This window comes from Microbacterium sp. Leaf203, from assembly GCF_001421275.1.
GTDB classification, from domain to species: Bacteria; Actinomycetota; Actinomycetes; order Actinomycetales; family Microbacteriaceae; genus Microbacterium; species Microbacterium testaceum_A.
In genome coordinates, this window is record NZ_LMKF01000022.1 from 756,872 (window position 1) to 772,264 (window position 15,393).

General features: G+C 71.7%; 16 protein-coding genes. 2 read left to right on the forward strand and 14 right to left on the reverse strand.

The features are described from left to right. Positions 1–80: 80 nt before the first annotated feature. The 6 genes from ASE56_RS04720 to ASE56_RS04745 all read right to left on the reverse strand — a co-directional run bounded on the left by ASE56_RS04720 (position 81) and on the right by ASE56_RS04745 (position 6,662). Complete coding sequence (locus ASE56_RS04720; RefSeq protein ID WP_056225601.1) at positions 81–860, reverse strand: creatininase family protein; 780 nt, start codon at positions 858–860, stop codon at positions 81–83. Then, a complete protein-coding gene (locus tag ASE56_RS04725; protein WP_056225605.1) occupies positions 857–2,188 on the reverse strand; it encodes an FAD-binding oxidoreductase in 1,332 nt (443 codons plus the stop codon). Before ASE56_RS04725 ends, ASE56_RS04720 begins: the two co-directional genes overlap by 4 nt. 234 nt (positions 2,189–2,422) lie before the next feature. Beyond that, on the reverse strand, positions 2,423–3,598 hold the full coding sequence (locus tag ASE56_RS04730; RefSeq protein WP_056225608.1) for a hypothetical protein: 1,176 nt from the start codon (positions 3,596–3,598) through the stop codon (positions 2,423–2,425). 122 nt (positions 3,599–3,720) lie between these two features. Continuing rightward, positions 3,721–4,611 carry an ABC transporter permease gene (locus ASE56_RS04735; protein WP_056225610.1) on the reverse strand — a complete coding sequence of 297 codons (891 nt, stop codon included), beginning with the start codon at positions 4,609–4,611 and terminating at the stop codon, positions 3,721–3,723. Then, positions 4,608–5,384 (reverse strand): ABC transporter ATP-binding protein, encoded by a 777-nt coding sequence (locus ASE56_RS04740; protein WP_200914124.1) that lies wholly within the window; start codon positions 5,382–5,384, stop codon positions 4,608–4,610. Before ASE56_RS04740 ends, ASE56_RS04735 begins: the two co-directional genes overlap by 4 nt. Positions 5,385–5,411: 27 nt before the next feature. After that, the gene (locus tag ASE56_RS04745) at positions 5,412–6,662 is read right to left on the reverse strand and encodes an amidohydrolase family protein (RefSeq protein ID WP_056228177.1); all 1,251 of its coding nucleotides are present in this window, start codon (positions 6,660–6,662) and stop codon (positions 5,412–5,414) included. Between the two features lie 382 nt (positions 6,663–7,044). Here ASE56_RS04745 and ASE56_RS16850 point away from each other — a divergent pair, with 382 nt between their 5' ends. Then, positions 7,045–8,304 carry an MFS transporter gene (locus ASE56_RS16850; protein WP_056225613.1) on the forward strand — a complete coding sequence of 420 codons (1,260 nt, stop codon included), beginning with the start codon at positions 7,045–7,047 and terminating at the stop codon, positions 8,302–8,304. A 6-nt stretch (positions 8,305–8,310) separates the two neighbouring features. Here ASE56_RS16850 and ASE56_RS04755 read toward each other — a convergent pair whose 3' ends face one another. From ASE56_RS04755 to ASE56_RS04780, 6 genes are read right to left on the reverse strand one after another with little or no spacing between them, the layout of a single operon-like run. Continuing rightward, positions 8,311–8,568 (reverse strand): type II toxin-antitoxin system RelE/ParE family toxin, encoded by a 258-nt coding sequence (locus ASE56_RS04755; RefSeq protein ID WP_056225615.1) that lies wholly within the window; start codon positions 8,566–8,568, stop codon positions 8,311–8,313. Continuing rightward, entirely contained in the window at positions 8,565–8,828 is a 264-nt protein-coding gene (locus ASE56_RS04760) for a type II toxin-antitoxin system Phd/YefM family antitoxin (RefSeq protein WP_056225618.1), read from the reverse strand. Before ASE56_RS04760 ends, ASE56_RS04755 begins: the two co-directional genes overlap by 4 nt. 57 nt (positions 8,829–8,885) lie before the next feature. Then, positions 8,886–9,833 carry a PDR/VanB family oxidoreductase gene (locus ASE56_RS04765; RefSeq protein WP_056225621.1) on the reverse strand — a complete coding sequence of 316 codons (948 nt, stop codon included), beginning with the start codon at positions 9,831–9,833 and terminating at the stop codon, positions 8,886–8,888. Continuing rightward, positions 9,830–10,453: a helix-turn-helix transcriptional regulator gene (locus ASE56_RS04770; RefSeq protein WP_056225625.1), complete on the reverse strand. Its 624-nt coding sequence runs from the start codon at positions 10,451–10,453 to the stop codon at positions 9,830–9,832. Before ASE56_RS04770 ends, ASE56_RS04765 begins: the two co-directional genes overlap by 4 nt. Further along, the gene (locus ASE56_RS04775; RefSeq protein WP_056225628.1) at positions 10,450–11,748 is read right to left on the reverse strand and encodes an amidohydrolase family protein; all 1,299 of its coding nucleotides are present in this window, start codon (positions 11,746–11,748) and stop codon (positions 10,450–10,452) included. The genes ASE56_RS04770 and ASE56_RS04775 overlap by 4 nt, the downstream gene beginning before the upstream one ends. Then, a complete protein-coding gene (locus ASE56_RS04780; protein ID WP_056225632.1) occupies positions 11,745–12,710 on the reverse strand; it encodes an XdhC family protein in 966 nt (321 codons plus the stop codon). The genes ASE56_RS04775 and ASE56_RS04780 overlap by 4 nt, the downstream gene beginning before the upstream one ends. A gap of 51 nt (positions 12,711–12,761) precedes the next feature. On the opposite strand from ASE56_RS04780, the gene ASE56_RS04785 reads away from it, so the two are divergent. Next, complete coding sequence (locus tag ASE56_RS04785) at positions 12,762–13,331, forward strand: NTP transferase domain-containing protein (protein ID WP_056228182.1); 570 nt, start codon at positions 12,762–12,764, stop codon at positions 13,329–13,331. Positions 13,332–13,338: 7 nt separating this feature from the next. Here the strand turns inward: ASE56_RS04785 and ASE56_RS04790 are convergent, their stop codons facing one another. Both ASE56_RS04790 and ASE56_RS04795 read right to left on the reverse strand, forming a co-directional pair. Continuing rightward, positions 13,339–14,055, reverse strand: coding sequence for a response regulator (locus ASE56_RS04790; RefSeq protein ID WP_056225635.1), 717 nt, complete (start codon positions 14,053–14,055; stop codon positions 13,339–13,341). After that, positions 14,052–15,332, reverse strand: coding sequence for an ATP-binding protein (locus ASE56_RS04795; RefSeq protein ID WP_235556931.1), 1,281 nt, complete (start codon positions 15,330–15,332; stop codon positions 14,052–14,054). The genes ASE56_RS04790 and ASE56_RS04795 overlap by 4 nt, the downstream gene beginning before the upstream one ends. Between the last annotated feature and the right edge of the window lie 61 nt (positions 15,333–15,393).

A 15,393-nucleotide genomic window follows, 5' to 3' on the forward strand; every position in this document is an offset into this window, starting at 1 on the left:
CCTCCTGCAGAACGGGCCGATCGAGCCGTACGGCTCGCGAAACCGCCACGTTTGCAGGAGTTGTGCCCGCCCCGAGCGACTCACGCGGTGTAGTCGAATCGGCTGATCTCCTCGAGCGCTTCGACGACGAACGACACGCTGTCCTCGAACAGCTGCGCGCCGTGCGCGGCGTTCGCTCCGGTCGGGTCGCCGAGCACGCCGGTGGGGCCGAAGTCGTTCGAGAGCCACCCGAAGGTCACGGGTTTGCCGTTGAAGCCGATGTGGCGGAAGTCGCCGATGTGCGCCGGGACCGTGGCCTCGAATTTCGAGGCGTCCACGAGTTCGGGGCGCAGGTGCATTATCATGCTCGTCTCGCCGTGGCCGGCGTGGATGCCGGTGCCGTGCTCATCGGGTCCGCCGTCGGTGCCGTCGAACGAGGGCACGCGGGCCGCGGGCATGAAGAACGTGCGCAGCCCGAAGCGGCGCCGCAGCTCGCGGTTGGCGACGTTGAGCAGCGCGACGTTTCCGCCGTGGCCGTTGAGGAACACGAGGGTGCGGGCCCGGGTGGTCAAGAGCGACCGGCCGATGTCGACGATCGTCTGCATCATCGTCTCGGGGGTCAGCCACAGGGTGCCCGGCGCCCACGAGTGCTCGTCGGACTTCGTGATCGACAGGGTCGGCAGCTGCCACACGTCGAGGCCCTGCGCGGCGGCCCGCGCGACGGCGGCCGTTGCGGAGGCCTCGGCGACGATGGCATCCGTCGCCAAGGGGAGGTGGGGTCCATGGTGCTCGATCGCGCCGGTGGGCAGCACGACGATCGACTTCTCGGTGAGGGCCTCGGCGGCCGCGGGGCCGCTCAGTTCGGCCAGCAGACGGGTCATGAGATGATCGCTCCCTTGCGCGCTCCGGTGTAGTCGGGGTTGAGCTTTCCGGGGTTCAACAGGCCGTTCGGGTCGGTGACGGCGGCGGTCTCGGCGGTCTGCTCGACGTTGAAGTCGACGTTCCACTGGTGCGGGTTGTGCACGCCGACACCGATCGCGTTGAGCTCGGCGATGCCGCGGTACACGTCCTCTTCGCTCACGTACGGCGCGGCGAGCATGCCGATCGGGAAGGCCTTCGTCGACTCGATGTGGAGCTTGCCCCCCGCGAACACCGACTCGACGGCTTCGATGTCGTCGGCCAGCGGGGCGCCCGCGACCTCGAGGTGGAACACCTCGTGCGGCTGACTCTTTTGGTACCACTCGATCGGGTGGTTGTAGCTCAGCATCGACAGTCGGATGCTGGCCTGCGGGCCCTCGCGCACCGCTTCGACGCGACCTCCGGCACCCTCGATGATGGCGGTGACCTCGTCGATGAGCGAGGCGTCGATGATGGCGCGCAGGCTCGAGCGCCCCTCGGGGATCGCCTCGTCGGCGGGAAGGGCCGCCGAGATCTCGACGCCGTCGCCCGAAACCAGGCGCGGGGTGGGGGTGAGGTTGCCGATCGTCTGCACGACGGAGAGGGTCCCGGCGAAGTCGGGGAAGCTCGCCCAGAGTCCCCGCCACTCGCGCAGCGGCTCGAGGCGCACGGTCGCGCGCACGATCACGCCCGCGGTGCCGTAATTGTGCACGTACTTCTGGGCCTCGTCGCCCTCGACGTGGAGGATCTCGGCGCTGCCGTCGGCGTGCACGACGTCGAGGGCCGCGACGAAGCCGCGGTCGTTCGAGCCGTGCTCGATCGATCCGGTGCCCCCGGACCCGCCGGAGAGGAAGCCGCCGATCGTCGACTGCGCGGTCGAGGGATACATCCACAGCGCCTGGCCGCTCGCCCACGCGGCCTGCTCGAGCATGACCATGGGGGTGCCGGCCTCGGCCGTGATGAAGCCGTCGCCGACCTCGACGATCGCCTTGGCCCGCGTGGTGTCGATGACGAGGCCGCCCTGCATCGGAATGCCCTGTCCGTAGTTGCCGGTGCCCTTGCCGCGCACCGTGATCGGAACACCGTGACGGGATGCCGCTGCGACGGCCGTGGCGATCTGCTCGGCATCCGCGGCGAAGACGACGAGGTCGGCCAGGCCCAGCGGGAGCTTCGCGGCGATGATCGGCGACATCGGCGAGCCGTCGACGCTGGCGCGTTCGCGCACGCGCGGTTCGGTGCTGACGGCGGCGGGGCCGAGCAGGTCGAGCAGTTCGTCCTCGAGGGAGAGGACGCGGGTGGCGGTGTCGCTCATGGGGTGTGTCTCCGGGTGGAACGGGCGGGGGTGGGTGCCGCTGGGGGCGCCGAGCAGCGGTGCACAACGCAGGAGTTCTCCGACCGACTGGCCCGATTTCGCGTGTCAGTCGGCGCGGGGCAGCGGATCTCCTGCGTTGTGTACGCGACGGAGCGGTGACCGGGTTTCGGGGCGCGGGTGCGGCCGGACCGCCCCCAGCGGCCCGGCCCGCGCGAGGCGGACCGGGCCGGTCGGTCAGAACGAGATGCTCTTGTCGATGAACTCGTTCGTGTAGAGGTCGGCCGGGGTGTAGCCCGACGCGGGCGGGGTGCCCAGGTCGGTGTAGACCTTGCTCGCCTTGGTGAAGAAGTCCGAGAAGCGGCTGTCGTCGAAGTTGCCGTAGGTCGAGTCGGGGCCGTTGCCGACCAGGCCCAGGTCGACCTGCGTCTTGTCGGAGTAGTCCGCCACGCCCTGCGTGTAGGTCCAGCCGGTGGCGTACTCGTCGACGAGCTTGAGGATCAGGTCGTTCGCGGCCTTCGGGTCCTTGTAGTACGCGACGCCGGCCTTCTGCAGCACGGGGACCAGCTTCGACAGGCACGGCGAGAGTTCGTCGAACTTGTCCGCCTTGACCGACACCGACGACTGGTAGGTCTGCCATCCGGAGTCGTGGATGAGGGCGAACTTCACCGGCTTGCCCCAGGCCGAGACCTCGTTCTGGTAGACGTACGGCTCGGCCGAGGCGAAGCCCTGCTGCATGTCCTTGCCGCCGGCGGCGACGAAGTTCGACGGGGTGCCGTCGTACGAACCGTCGAGCACGTCCGACGACGCGAGGCCGGAGCTCTTGAGGTACTCGATGTAGGCCGAGCCGTCGAAGTAGCGCCACACGCCCTTGTTCTTCTCCAGGGCGGGCTTGACGTCCTGGATGGTCTTGACGTCGGGGTAGGTCGCCGGGTCCCACATGACCATGGTCGGGCTGATGTCCAGCGGGGCGAAGACGGCCTTGGTGGGCGTGGTTCCCGAGAGCTGGATCGCCTCGTCGGTGCTGACGTAGCCGAGGGTGATCTTGTCGTCCTGGTACATCTGCGCCGAGACCGTCTGGAAGCCGATCGCGGGGCCGCCCGCGCGGATCTCGAGGTTCACGCCCGTGTACTCGCCGTCCGACATCAGCGGCCCGGTGACCGCCTTGGTGTTGGCGTCGATCGTGTAGTCGTCCTTGATCATCTCGTAGAGGTGACCGTGTTCGGCCTCGGGGTTCCAGTCGGTCTGGATGACGACCGTCGAGGGGCAGTCGGCCGAGAGGTCGACGGAGCCGATCTTCAGGTCGGTCGAGGGAGCGGTCTCCGCGGCGCTGCCGGCGCAGGAGCTGAGCGTGAGGGCGATCGCGACGGCGCCGGTGACGGCGGTGCCGCGAAGGAGGGTGGAGCGCTGCATGCTGGTTCGCTTTCTGTGACGGGTGGAGCTCTCGGGTGCGGGGTGTTTCGGGTACGCCGGATGCCGCCACCCGCGCCGTGGCGCGAGCGGAGGGCGTGGCATCCGGAGGTCGGAGGGTCTGGTCAGAGGGTGCTGTCGTACCAGCGACCGACGGCCACCTTCGACAACCAGCCGAAGAAGGCGAAGATCGCAACTCCCAGCAGGCAGGCGGCCAGGATCGCCGCGAACAGTTCGGCGCTCTGCAGACGCGACTGGTAGTTGGCGATGAGCGAGCCGATGCCCGGTTCGCCGCGGCGGAAGAAGTAGTCGCCGACGATCGCGCCGATGACCGACAGTCCCGCGGAGGTGCGCATGCCGACGAAGATCGAGGGGAGCGCGGCCGGGAGGGTGAGCTTGGTGAGCACCGTCCACTTGTCGGCCTTCTGCAGGCGGAAGAGTTCGCGCTGCGACTTGTCGACCGACTGCAGACCGAAGAGCGTGTTCGAGACCATCGGGAACAGGGCGATCAGGACGCAGACGATCACGCGGGCGAGGAATTCGTAGCCGAACCAGAAGCCCACCAGGGGCACGAGCGCGAGGATCGGGATGCACTGGAGCACCACCGCGTAGGCGTACGTGGAGCGCTCGACCCACCGGGCGAGCGACATCGCGATGGCCCATCCGATGCCGATGATCATCGCGATGCCGAGGCCGGCGAGGGCGACACCCGTGGTGCGGAACAGGGCGACCCAGATGTCGCTGCTCACCTGCGGGTCGAAGAAGCCCGAGGTGAACATCTCGTGCGGCATGGGCATGAGGAAGCCCTTGCCCGAGGCGCTCAGGGTGAGCGAGATCGCGTACCAGATGCCCAGCAGCACGACGAGGACGCCGAGGGGCGGGCCCAGGAGCGCTGCCCGGGCCCCGAACCCGCGTCGGGCCTTCGCCACGCGGGGGCGGGGCGGCTCGACGGGGGGAACGGATGCCGAGGACTCGGCCGTGTCGGAGACGACGGGCTCTGCGGAGGTGGTGCTCATGAGTGTCCTTCCCGGAGGGCGTGGGAGACCTCGCCGACGAGCTTCGCGAATTCGCCGGTGTAGCGGATCTCGGGATCGCGGGGCATATCGAAGGGGACCTCGAAGGTGTCGACGAGGTGACCGGGGCGGCCCGACATCACGACGACCTTGGTGGAGAGGTAGACGGCCTCGGAGACCGAGTGGGTGATGAACAGCCCCCCGAACTTCTGCGCGACGAAGATCTTCAGCAGTTCATCGTTCAGGCGTTCGCGGGTGATCTCGTCGAGCGCGCCGAACGGCTCGTCGAAGAGGAACAGTTCGGGGTCGAGCGTCAGGGAGCGGGCGAGCGAGGTGCGCATCTTCATGCCGCCCGACATCTGCTTGGGCAGGTGCTTCTCGAAGCCGTTGAGGCCGACGAGGTCGATCGCCCACTGCGCTTTCGGCGCGCGGACGCGCTTGGGCTGCCAGTTGAGCTCGGCGAGCAGCTCGACGTTGGAGCGCACATCGCGCCACGGCAGCAGGGTCGCGTCCTGGAAGACGTAGCCGATGCGGTCGGTGGCGACGGTGGCGGTGCCTTCGCTCGCCGTCTCGAGGCCGGAGGCGATGCGCAGCAGGGTCGACTTGCCGCAGCCGGAGGGGCCGACGACGCTGACGAACTCGCCGCGCTGGACGGTGAGGTCGACGCCGGAGAGGGCGGTGGTGCCGTTGGGGAACGTCATGGCGACGTTGCGGAAGTCCAGCAGCGGGGCGGTGGATGCCGCGACGTCTGCGGGAGCGGGAGAGGCCAAGGTCACGGGGGCGCTCGCTTTCCGTTCGGGTGGTCAGGAGGCCGTCGCGGGCGCGGCGGTCGGGGTGGGGACGGCGGTTCGGGTCGATACCGTGGTGCGGCTCACGAGCCGACCCCGGTGCAGCACCACGCGGTCGGCGCTGGCGAAGGCCACGGTGTCGCCGAGCGAGTCGGCCTTCACCGCGACGAGGTCGGCGCGTGCGCCGGCGACGGGTCCGGCGAAGGGGAGGTTCATCACGTCTCGGGCGCCGACGGTCACGGCGTCGAGGGCGTCCGCGGGGGCGAGGTGACCGGCGCTGACCAGCAGGGAGGCGGTCTCGAGGTGGTCGCACCGTCCGACGGGGTTGAACGGGTCGCGCACGTTGTCGGCGCCGGCCGCGACGCGCACTCCCGCGTCTTTGAGGCGGCGGATCGGAGCGATACCGCGAGGGGTGGCGTGGTCGGCGCCCCAGCCCTGGAGGTAGAGGTTCGTGATGGGGAGGGCGATGATGCCGATGTCGGCGGCTCTGACGGCGGCCGCGAGGGGTTCGAGGTCGGTCGCGGGCATCATGCTCAGGCGCACGCAGTGCCCCGCGGTGCGAGGGCGATGCCACCCGGTGACCGCGCTCGCGTAGGCGGCGAGGGTGTCGGCTCCGGCGAGGCTCTCGTCGGTGTGCAGGTCGAGCCCGACGTCGCGGCGGCGAGCCAGGGCGATGAGTCGTTCGAGGTCGGCGATCGGGTCCTCGGCGAGGTGCGGAGCTCCGCCCACCAGGTCGACTCCCGCGTCCAGCGCGGCGTCGAAGACCTCGTCGGCTACGGTCGGTCCGCCGAGGGCGACGAGTTCGAGGTCCATGATCCCGTCGAGCTCGGCGCGCAAGCGGACGAGGGCGCGCACGCCGGTCAGCGCGTCTTCTCCGCGCAGCAGATCGACGTGCGTCCGGATCGCGGTGATGCCCGATGCGAGCATCCGCGATGCCGTGGCGCGCGCCCGCTCGAGGGTGTCGTCCTCGTCGAGGGTCAGGGCGAAGGCGTGCCAGCTCTCGATGGCGCGCTCGAGGTCGCCGAACGGGGGGTCGATGGCATCCCAGGACTGGGATTTGTCGAGGTGCGCGTGCGGTTCCGCTCCCGCGGCCGTGACGACGTACCCGTCGAGGTCGAGGATGTCTCCGTCGGTCTCGGGGAGGGGGCTGCCGGCCGGCACCACGGCGAGCACCTCGTCGCCGTCGATCGCGATGTCGACGAGGGCGCCCGAGGCCAGGCGCACGCCGCGCAGTGCGGCGATCGAGACGGGTGGAGCGGCAGACACGAGGGCCTCCGGAGGAGTCGAGAAGACAGGCGTCGAGACGGGAGCCACAGCAGCGGGGCGAGCCGCTCGAGGCGGCGGCGTCAGTGTTGGTGTGACCAACATCCGGCGATGTTCCGATGCTAGGAACCGCGCGTTTCCGCTGTATTTCCCCCGCGTGACCCTCTCGACAAAGTTGTCGGACAGGCTGCGGCATCCGTCGTGTCGGGCGCGACGAGAACAGGGGATGCCACGGGAACAGGCTGATTTTCGCTCGATCAGCCTGTTCTCGTCGCCGCCGTCGCCCGCACCGCGCCCACGTCCGCCGCCCCGCGTTGGTGAGCTCGCCCGCGGAAGTGGCAGGATCGTCCGGGCGGTCACCGCCCCCCCACCCCCGGAGATCGCCGTGCCCGTCATTCCCGCCCCGCCCCGTGCCGCCCGCACACCGGTGCTGCTGGGAACCCAGCTGCTGTTCAACGTGGGCTTCTTCGCCGTCGTCCCGTTCCTCGCGCTCGTGCTCACCGATGACTTCGGGCTGACCGCCGCCGCGGTAGGGCTGGTCCTGGGGGTGCGCACCTTCGCGCAGCAGGGCATGTTCCTGGTCGGCGGGGTGCTCGCCGACCGCTTCGGTGCGCGGCGGACGATCCTCGCCGGGTGTGCCGTGCGCGTGCTCGGCTTCGCCACGCTCGCCCTGTCACTGCTCGCGCCGGCCCCGCAGCTCGCCCTCTTCATCGGGGGGACCGTGCTCACGGGTCTCGGCGGCGCCCTCTTCTCGCCGGGGGTCAACATCCTCGTGGCGGATGCCGAGCAGCGCCGCGCCCCCGCGGGTGCGAGGTCCCGCGCCTCGCTGTTCGCGTGGCTGAGCGTCGCGGGTGAGTTCGGGGCGGTGCTCGGCCCGCTGCTGGGAGCCGCTCTGGTCGGGTGGGGGTTCGTGGTGGTGGCTCTGGCCGGGGCCGCCCTGTTCGTGCTGATCGCCGTGTTCCTCGCCCTCGCTCTGCCGCGTCGGACGCCCGCGGCGACGGAGCGGGGGATCCACGGACGTTGGTGGTCGCTCCGCGACCGACGGTTCGTGGCCTTTTCGGCCCTGCACGCGGCGGACCTGCTGGCCTTCAATCAGCTCTACCTCGCGCTTCCCCTCCAGCTCGCGCGTGCCGACGCGGGCCCGGGGGTGGTCGCGGCGATGTTCGCGTGGGTCTCGGCGCTCACGCTCGTGCTGCAGTTGCCGGTGTCGCGCTGGTGCCACCGCGTGGGCGCGGCCCGTGCCCTGCGGGCGGGGTACGGGCTCTCGTCCGCCGGATTCGTCGTGGTCGCCGCGAGTGTCGTCGTTCCGCTCGACGCCTCGGGGCGCGTGGTGGCCGTGTTCGTCGCCGCGGGGCTCGTCGTCATCGGTCACCTGACCACCAATCCCACGGCGCAGGGACTCGTCCCACGGTTCGCCGAGATGCTGCCGACCGGATCGTTCTTCGGTCTGCTCTCGACGTGCGGCGGCGTGGCCGTGCTCCTCGGCAACGTCGCGGTCGGCGCGCTGCTCGGCTGGACCGCGGTTCCGGCCGCGGCCTGGCTGCTGCTCGCCGTTCCGCTCGTGGTCGCCGCCGTCTGGGCCCCTCCGGTCGCGGCCTCCGCGGGGCGGGCGTCAGGCGACGAGAACGAGGCGGGTGGATGCTGAGGGTGGCTACTTCTCGTAAACGTCTCGGCGATGACCGGCGTGGACGACCACGATCGTCAGCACCTCGTCTTCGATCCGGTACAGCACCCGATAGTCACCTGTTCGCACTCGCCATTCCGGCCGCGCGGTCAACTTCTTCGCCGCGGGCGGCCGGGGCTCTTCGGCCAAGACGTCGATGACGGCCTGGATGCGCCGCTTCGCCTCGGGGGGCAGTTTCCGGATTGCGCGGACAGCGGCGGGGAGGACGTCGATCCGATACGTCACGAGAGAAGGCCGAGGTCGCGTTTGACCTCATCCCAGGGAACGGGAGTCTCGGCGAGCCGGTCCGTCTCGTCCCACGCGGCGTCCACGGCCCGGATGTCGGCCAGTTCTTCGGCGTCCTCGAGCAGTTGCTCCAACTGAGCCGCGTCGACGATCGCGGCGACGGGGCGATTGTGACGAGTGAGATAGACCGGCTCGTCACGGGCGTCGTCGATGATCGCCGACAGGCGAGCACGGGCGTCTGTCACGGCGATCTGACTCATGACGACAGCATAGTCTCGAATGTGCAAATTGTACAGAATGTACTCACTCGCGAGCGCCTACAGCTCGAGCGTGATCCGCGGGCAGGCGGCGCGCGAGACGCACGGCATCATCGAGCGGTTGGCATCCTGCTCCTCGGGGGAGAGCACCGAATCGCGGTGCTCGATGTCGCCGTCGATCACGGCGACCTCGCACGTGCCGCAGGTGCCCACGCGGCAGCTCGAAGGGACGACGATGCCCTGCTCCTCGATGACGTCGAGCACCGACCGCTCGGGCGGCACCGTCACCGTCAGCCCCGACATCATGAGGTCGACCTCGAACGGTTCCTGCCACACGGGAGGGCCGAGCACCTTCGCCTCGAACCGCTCGACGTGGAGGCTCCCGCGGGGCCAGCCCGACATCGCGGCATCCAGTCCCTCGAGAAGGCGCGCGGGTCCGCACGCGTACACGACGGTGCGTGTCACGGGCGTCTCGAAACGGGCGGCGAGGTCGAGGCGGCGGCCCTCGTCCGCGGCGTACACCTCGACCCGGGGGCCGTACTGCGCCTCGAGCTCGTCGACGAAGGTCATGGTGGAACGCGACCGCCCGACGTAGAGCAGGGTCCACTCGGCGCCCCCGGCCTCGGCGGCCTCGATCATCGGCACGATCGGGGTGATGCCGATGCCTCCCGCGACGAAGACGTACGAGCGCCCCGCGGTGGGGGCGAACAGGAAGTGGTTGGCGGGCCCGCGCACCCGCAGGGCCGACCCGACGTGGGCGTTCTCGTGCAGCCAGACCGATCCCTCGCGCTCCCGCAGGACGCCGATTCGCCAGGTGCCGCGCTCGGTCGGCGAGCCGCACAACGAGTACTGCCGTTCGATCCCACCGGGCAGGACGACGTCGATGTGCGCCCCGGGTGACCAGTGCGGCAGGGCGCCGGTCGACCGCTCGAGATCGAGGACGACGACACCGTCCGCGGCATCGCGCCGCCGGCGCACGACGGCTTCGAAGGTGACGCCTGCGCTCACGTGTTCTCCTGTTCGATCAGGTCGTCGGCCCCGCCGTGCACGAGCTCTTTCACGATGAGTAGTCGGTACGTCGAGCCGTCGGGCGAGTGCCAGCGGTGCGGGGTACCCGAGCGGCAGTAGACCGAGTCGCCGACGCGCAGAGTGCGCTCGCCGAACCCGCCGAACGAGATGATGATCGACCCCTCGAGGACCGTGAGGAACTCGTCTTCGTCGTGCACGTAGTGGTCGCCGGCCGCGGCGTTCGATCCGGTGAACTCGAGGGGTTCGAAACGGCGCGGGCCCTCGGCGAGGAGCCGGGCGGTGCCCTCGGCGTACGGTCCGATGACGCCCTCGTCGGCGGCGACGAACGAGGGTTCGGCGTCGTGGTCGGCGCGCGGCGGCTCCGATCCCGCGAGCAGTTCGACGCGGCTGGTCCCGAGCGCCCGGGCGAGCCGTTCCAGGCTGGCCATGCTGGGCCGGGCCAGGCCCCGCTCCAACTGGCTGAGGAAGGGGTGCGACAGGGTCGCCGCCTCGGCGAGCTGGGTGAGGGTGAGTCCGCGCGCCTTGCGCAGACCGCGCAGGTGCGCGCCCAGGCGTTCGTCGCTGCTCGGGGTGTCCATCACGGGAGCCATGGTCGTCATCGTCCCACCCTCTCGAACAGTGCGCCGACGATCTCGCGCTCGTCGGCGCGCACGAGTCGCCCGTCGTCGACGACCGTGCGTCCACCGACGACGACCGTGCGGGGGCGACGACCGGGTGCCGCCCAGAGCAGCCCCGCGACCGGATCGGCTACGCCGGCGTCGGCGACACCCGACACGTCCCACACGCAGAGGTCTGCGGCCGAGCCCGCGACGAGACGGCCGAGCTCGGGTCGGCCGAGCCCGTCGGCCGAGCCCGCGCCGGCCATGGTCAGGACGTCGGATGCCGCGAGCTGCGGACCGACGAGGGCCGACACCTGCATCGCCAAGCGCGCGTCGGCGAGCAGGTGCCCCGCATCGTTGCTGCCCCCTCCGCTCGTTCCGAGTCCGACGGCGACGCCGGCGTCGAGGAGGCGCCGCACCGGCGCGACCCCCCACCCCATGGGCACGTCGCAGCCGGGCGCATGGGTGGCGGAGGCTCCGGATGCCGCGACCCGGGCGATCTCGTCATCCGAGATGTCGCACAGGTGGGCGAGGGTGACGTCAGGGGCGAGCCAGCCCCAGTCGTCGAGCAGATCGAGGGGACGCCTGCCGTAGCGCTCGAGGGCGATCGCGACGTCGACGACCTCGTTGGCCTGCGTGCGCCGACGGAGTCCGTGGCGCCGGGCGACCTCGCCGAGCAGGGTGAAGGTCTCGCGGGGGTCGCTGTGCGCACCGGCCGGGCCCACGGCGACCTGGAGCATGCCGTCGGCCGAGATCCCGCCGGGGCGGCCGGGGACGAGGGCCGAGACGATCGCCTCCGCCGACGCGGCCGCGGTCTGCGGGTCGTCGCGCGCCGCTCCTCGCACGAACACCAGGCGGGCGCCGAGGTCGGTCGCCGCGCGGGCCGCCGCTCGGGCCATCCCGACGCCGTCCGCCTCGGCGGGCCAGGTCAGGTGGTGGTCGGCCACGGTCGTCACTCCGCTCAGCAGTGCTTCGGCGAGGCCGGCGCGGGCGGCGAGCCCGGTCAGTTCGGGATCGACGCGCGCCTCGGCGTAGGCCCCGGCCATGGCCGGGAGCCAGTCGCGCATCGGGATGCCGCGGGTTCCTGGCAACGTCCGGAACGCCGTCTGCAGGAGGTGATGGTGGGCGTTGACCAGACCCGGTGTGACGACGCAGCCGGTCGCGTCGATGATCTCGGCATCCGTCGTGTCCGCTGCCTCGACGACCATCCCGTCGACGAGGACGACGTCGCCCGTGCGCACGCGACCGGGTCCCTCCACGACGGCGACCGCTCCGCGGACGACGACGACGCTCACGCGCTCCTCACCGCGCAGGACGCGCTGCCGCCCGCGATCGCGTGCAGGCGGCGTTCGCCGGCGTCGCGGAGCGGGCGGGCGTCGGCCGCGTTCCGGGATGCCACGATCTCGGCGATCACCGACAGGGCTGTCTCTTCGGGGGAGCGTCCACCCAGGTCGAGCCCCAGGGGGGAGTGGAGGCGGGAGAGCTCGGCATCCGTCACTCCGGCGGCGCGGAGCAGGGCGGCGCGGCGCGAGACGGTGGCTCGGGCTCCCATCGCGCCGACGAAGCCCACCGGCAGGCGCAGCGCCACGCGGATCGCGGGGACGTCGAGGCGTTCGTCGTGGGTGAGGACGCACACCGCCGTCCGTTCGTCGGGGGCGGGGAGAGCGGCGAGGACCTCGTGGGGTGCTCCGACGACGAGGTCGGTGGCGTCGGGGAAGCGGTCCCGCGTCACGAGCAGCGCCCAGTCGTCGCATACGGTCACCGCGAAGCCGGCCGCCGCGCCCACTCGGCACAGGGCCGCGGCGTGCTCGCCGGCGCCGAGGATGATCAGCCGCGGGGGAGCGGGGCGGTGGAGCACCAGCGGCTCGCCGTCGAGCTCGAGGCGCAGCGACGCCTCGCGACCGTCTCGCGCCGCGATCAGCGCGTCGCGGTGCGCGGCGTCGACCCGGTAGGCGACGACGTCGACGGCTCCGCCGCACGCGAGCCCGGCGGCGATGGGCGCGATCGCGTCGTCGTCGCCGAAGCCGAAGCGCGCTCGGCGCACGGTCCCGGTGCGCAGCGCGTCGAGACCGAGCATGACCGCGTCGCTCTCGACGCAGCCACCCGAGATGGATCCGATCACCCGCGCGTCCCGCGTGACGGCGAGCGTCGCGCCCACGCCGCGGGGGGCGCTGCGCACGACGGCCGTGACGGTGACGGCCGCCACGGGTACGCCCGCGTCGATCAGCGGCACCAGGTCGGCGGCCAGTTCGAGCATGGATGCGACCGTAATCGGGGCGTGTTTCGCGCACGCTACGCTGTCGTGACCATGCCCGCCGCACTTCCCGGAACCGTGTCGGGACTCGTGCTGGCCGCGGGCGCGGGGCGTCGGTTCGGGGGGCCCAAGGCCCTCGCGCGCACCTCCGCCGGCACCCCGTGGCTCGCCCTCGCCGTTCGGGCCCTGCGGGAGGGGGGATGCCGCGACGTCGCGGTCGCGCTCGGCGCCGGCTTCGACGAGGCCGCGGGTCTCGTCCCGGCGGGTACGGCGATCGTGCGCGTCGACGAGTGGGCCACCGGCGTGGCCGCATCGCTGCGCGCAGGGCTCGAGGTCGTGGCATCCGGGTCCTCCGACGCCGTCGTGGTGCTGCCCGTCGACACCCCCGACGTCCCGGCGACAGCCGTCGCCCGCCTCGCGCGCCGAGCGGAACCCGGCGCCCTCGCGCAGGCCACCTACGACGGCGCGCCCGGTCACCCGGTGCTGCTCGGTCGCGCGCACTGGGCGGGGATCTCAGTGGCGGTGACGGGTGACATCGGGGCCCGCCCGTACCTCATCGCGCAGGAGGCCGACCTCGTGGAGTGCGGCGACCTCTGGTCGGGAACCGACCGCGACACGCGCTGACGCGGGCTCAGCCGGGCGGCGACGGGGCCAGTCGGTAAAGGATGCGCGGGCGCCCGCGGGCGCCGTACCGGTGCGCGAGGTCGATGACCCCTGTCGACACCAGGTGCTCGAGGTAGCGCTGAGCCGTGGCCCGCGACAGGCCGCAGGCGGAAGCGACGTCGGATGCCGAGACGAAGGCGACCGGGTCGAGACTCGCCCGCACCCGGTCGAGGGTGACCTGGGCGAGGCCCTTCGGCAGCGGCGCCGGAGACGAACGTTCGGGCACGCGCACCGTGCCCGTGCCGAGCAGGCGATCGATGTCGCCCTGCGTCAGAGCGCGATCGCGGTCGGCCTCGGCGCGCGCCTGCCGCTCGCGGCGGTACGTGTCGAGGCGACGCTGCAGCATCTCCTGCGTGAACGGCTTCACGAGGTAGCCCACGACGTGTGCAGCGAGCGCCTGCCGCACGGTCACCTGGTCCTGCGACGAGCTGATGACGAGCACGTCGAGCCCCTCGGCCCCCAGCGTCCGCAGGCGGTGCAGCACCTCGACCCCGCTGATGTCGGGCAGTCGCATGTCGAGCAGCACCAGGTCGACGTCCTGTCGCGCGCGTTCGACGGCCGCGATCCCGGTCGCCGCCGAGCCGATCACCCGGAAGCCCGGTGTCTCGTCGACGAAGCGGCCGTGCAGCGCGCGCGCCGCGCCGTCGTCGTCGACGACGAGCACCCGCACCGGATCGTCGGTCATCGCGGCACCGCCATCTCGAACGAGAAGCTCGCGCCGCCCCACGCCGATCGGCTGACGGTGACCTCGCCCCCGCGCTCGGCGACGGCGCGACGGACGAGCCCGAGTCCGAGTCCGCGCCCGGTGCCGGTGACGTCGGGCTTCGAGGAGTGGCCCACCGAGAACGCGCGCTCGACGTCGTTCGCATCGAGCCCCGGACCGTCATCGTCGACCGCTCCGTGCAGCCGGTCGCCGATCTGCGAGAGCGTGCAGCGCACGCGCGAGGCACCCGCCTCGGCGGCGTTGCGACACAGGTTGGCGAGGACGACCAGCACCGTCTCATCGACGGGCAGGTCGCGGTCGACCTGCACCTCGAGGTGCGCCCCGAGGGCGGCGACCTCCGCGCGCAGCGCCTCGAGACTCGCTCCCACCACCGACGGGCCGAGCCGGGTGTCCGAGGCCGGGCGGGCGGTGAGCGTCGGGGCGGCGTCGGCGATGTAGGCCAGTGCGTCGCGCGTGTCTCCGTGCGAGACCAGACCGTGCAGCACGTGCAGCCGCGTGCCGAACTCGTGCGCCTGCTCGCGCAGGGCCGCCATCGTCCGGGTGCTCTGCTCCTGCTCCGCCGCGAGCGCGTCGGCCTGCCGGAAGCGCCGTTCGATCGCGGCGGCCAGCAGCGACGACGACAGGGTGCCGGCCACGAGCGCCCCCAGCGCCCAGGGCAGCAGGGCACCGAGGGCCTCGTCGCGGTCCGCCAGCATGCGCGATTCGAGCACCCCCACCGCGACCATGCCGACGATCGTGCCGTCGGAGCTGATGGGGACCTTCGCGCGCACCGTGCTGCCCGAGGGTCCCGTCTCGATGCCGACGAACGGCGTCCCCGCCAGCACGCTCGCGTTGGCGGTCTCGACGAGCACGCCGCGTTGCGTGACCTCGGGGTGGGTGATGCGCACGCCCTCGTCGTCGGTGATGACGACGTAGAACACCCCGGTCGTGCGCTCGACGAGATCGGCCAGCGGTTGCAGCACCGCCATCGCGGGCGAGAGGTCTCCGGCGTCCGCGAGATCATCCGCCGTTCCGGCGCGGGACACGGATGCCGCGGCCAGGCGCACGTCGTCGAGCTCGGCGAGCCCGGAGGCCACGTCGTACACGCGCTCGACGGTGTCGTCGCGGATGCGGCGCTCCTGCACCGAGGCGGCGATCACGGTGGTCAGCCCCACGGCGAACAGAACGATGACGCTCGGCAGTACCACGAGCACGCGCCTCACCGCTCGCGGGGTGAGCGCCGGGGAGTACTCGCGCATGGTGGGCTTCCTGTCGCACGCAATATGAGCACAAAGCGCGCGGGGGCTGCGCCGTGCCACC

Coding starts and splice junctions, on each gene's coding strand:
- ASE56_RS04760 (WP_056225618.1), bottom strand. CDS start 8,828: ATGAGTCAGATCGCCGTGACAGACGCCCGTGCTCGCCTGTCGGCGATC.
- ASE56_RS04785 (WP_056228182.1), top strand. CDS start 12,762: ATGCCCGCCGCACTTCCCGGAACCGTGTCGGGACTCGTGCTGGCCGCG.
- ASE56_RS04795 (WP_235556931.1), bottom strand. CDS start 15,332: ATGCGCGAGTACTCCCCGGCGCTCACCCCGCGAGCGGTGAGGCGCGTG.
- ASE56_RS04790 (WP_056225635.1), bottom strand. CDS start 14,055: ATGACCGACGATCCGGTGCGGGTGCTCGTCGTCGACGACGACGGCGCG.
- ASE56_RS04780 (WP_056225632.1), bottom strand. CDS start 12,710: ATGCTCGAACTGGCCGCCGACCTGGTGCCGCTGATCGACGCGGGCGTA.
- ASE56_RS04770 (WP_056225625.1), bottom strand. CDS start 10,453: ATGACGACCATGGCTCCCGTGATGGACACCCCGAGCAGCGACGAACGC.
- ASE56_RS04735 (WP_056225610.1), bottom strand. CDS start 4,611: ATGAGCACCACCTCCGCAGAGCCCGTCGTCTCCGACACGGCCGAGTCC.
- ASE56_RS04725 (WP_056225605.1), bottom strand. CDS start 2,188: ATGAGCGACACCGCCACCCGCGTCCTCTCCCTCGAGGACGAACTGCTC.
- ASE56_RS04730 (WP_056225608.1), bottom strand. CDS start 3,598: ATGCAGCGCTCCACCCTCCTTCGCGGCACCGCCGTCACCGGCGCCGTC.
- ASE56_RS04720 (WP_056225601.1), bottom strand. CDS start 860: ATGACCCGTCTGCTGGCCGAACTGAGCGGCCCCGCGGCCGCCGAGGCC.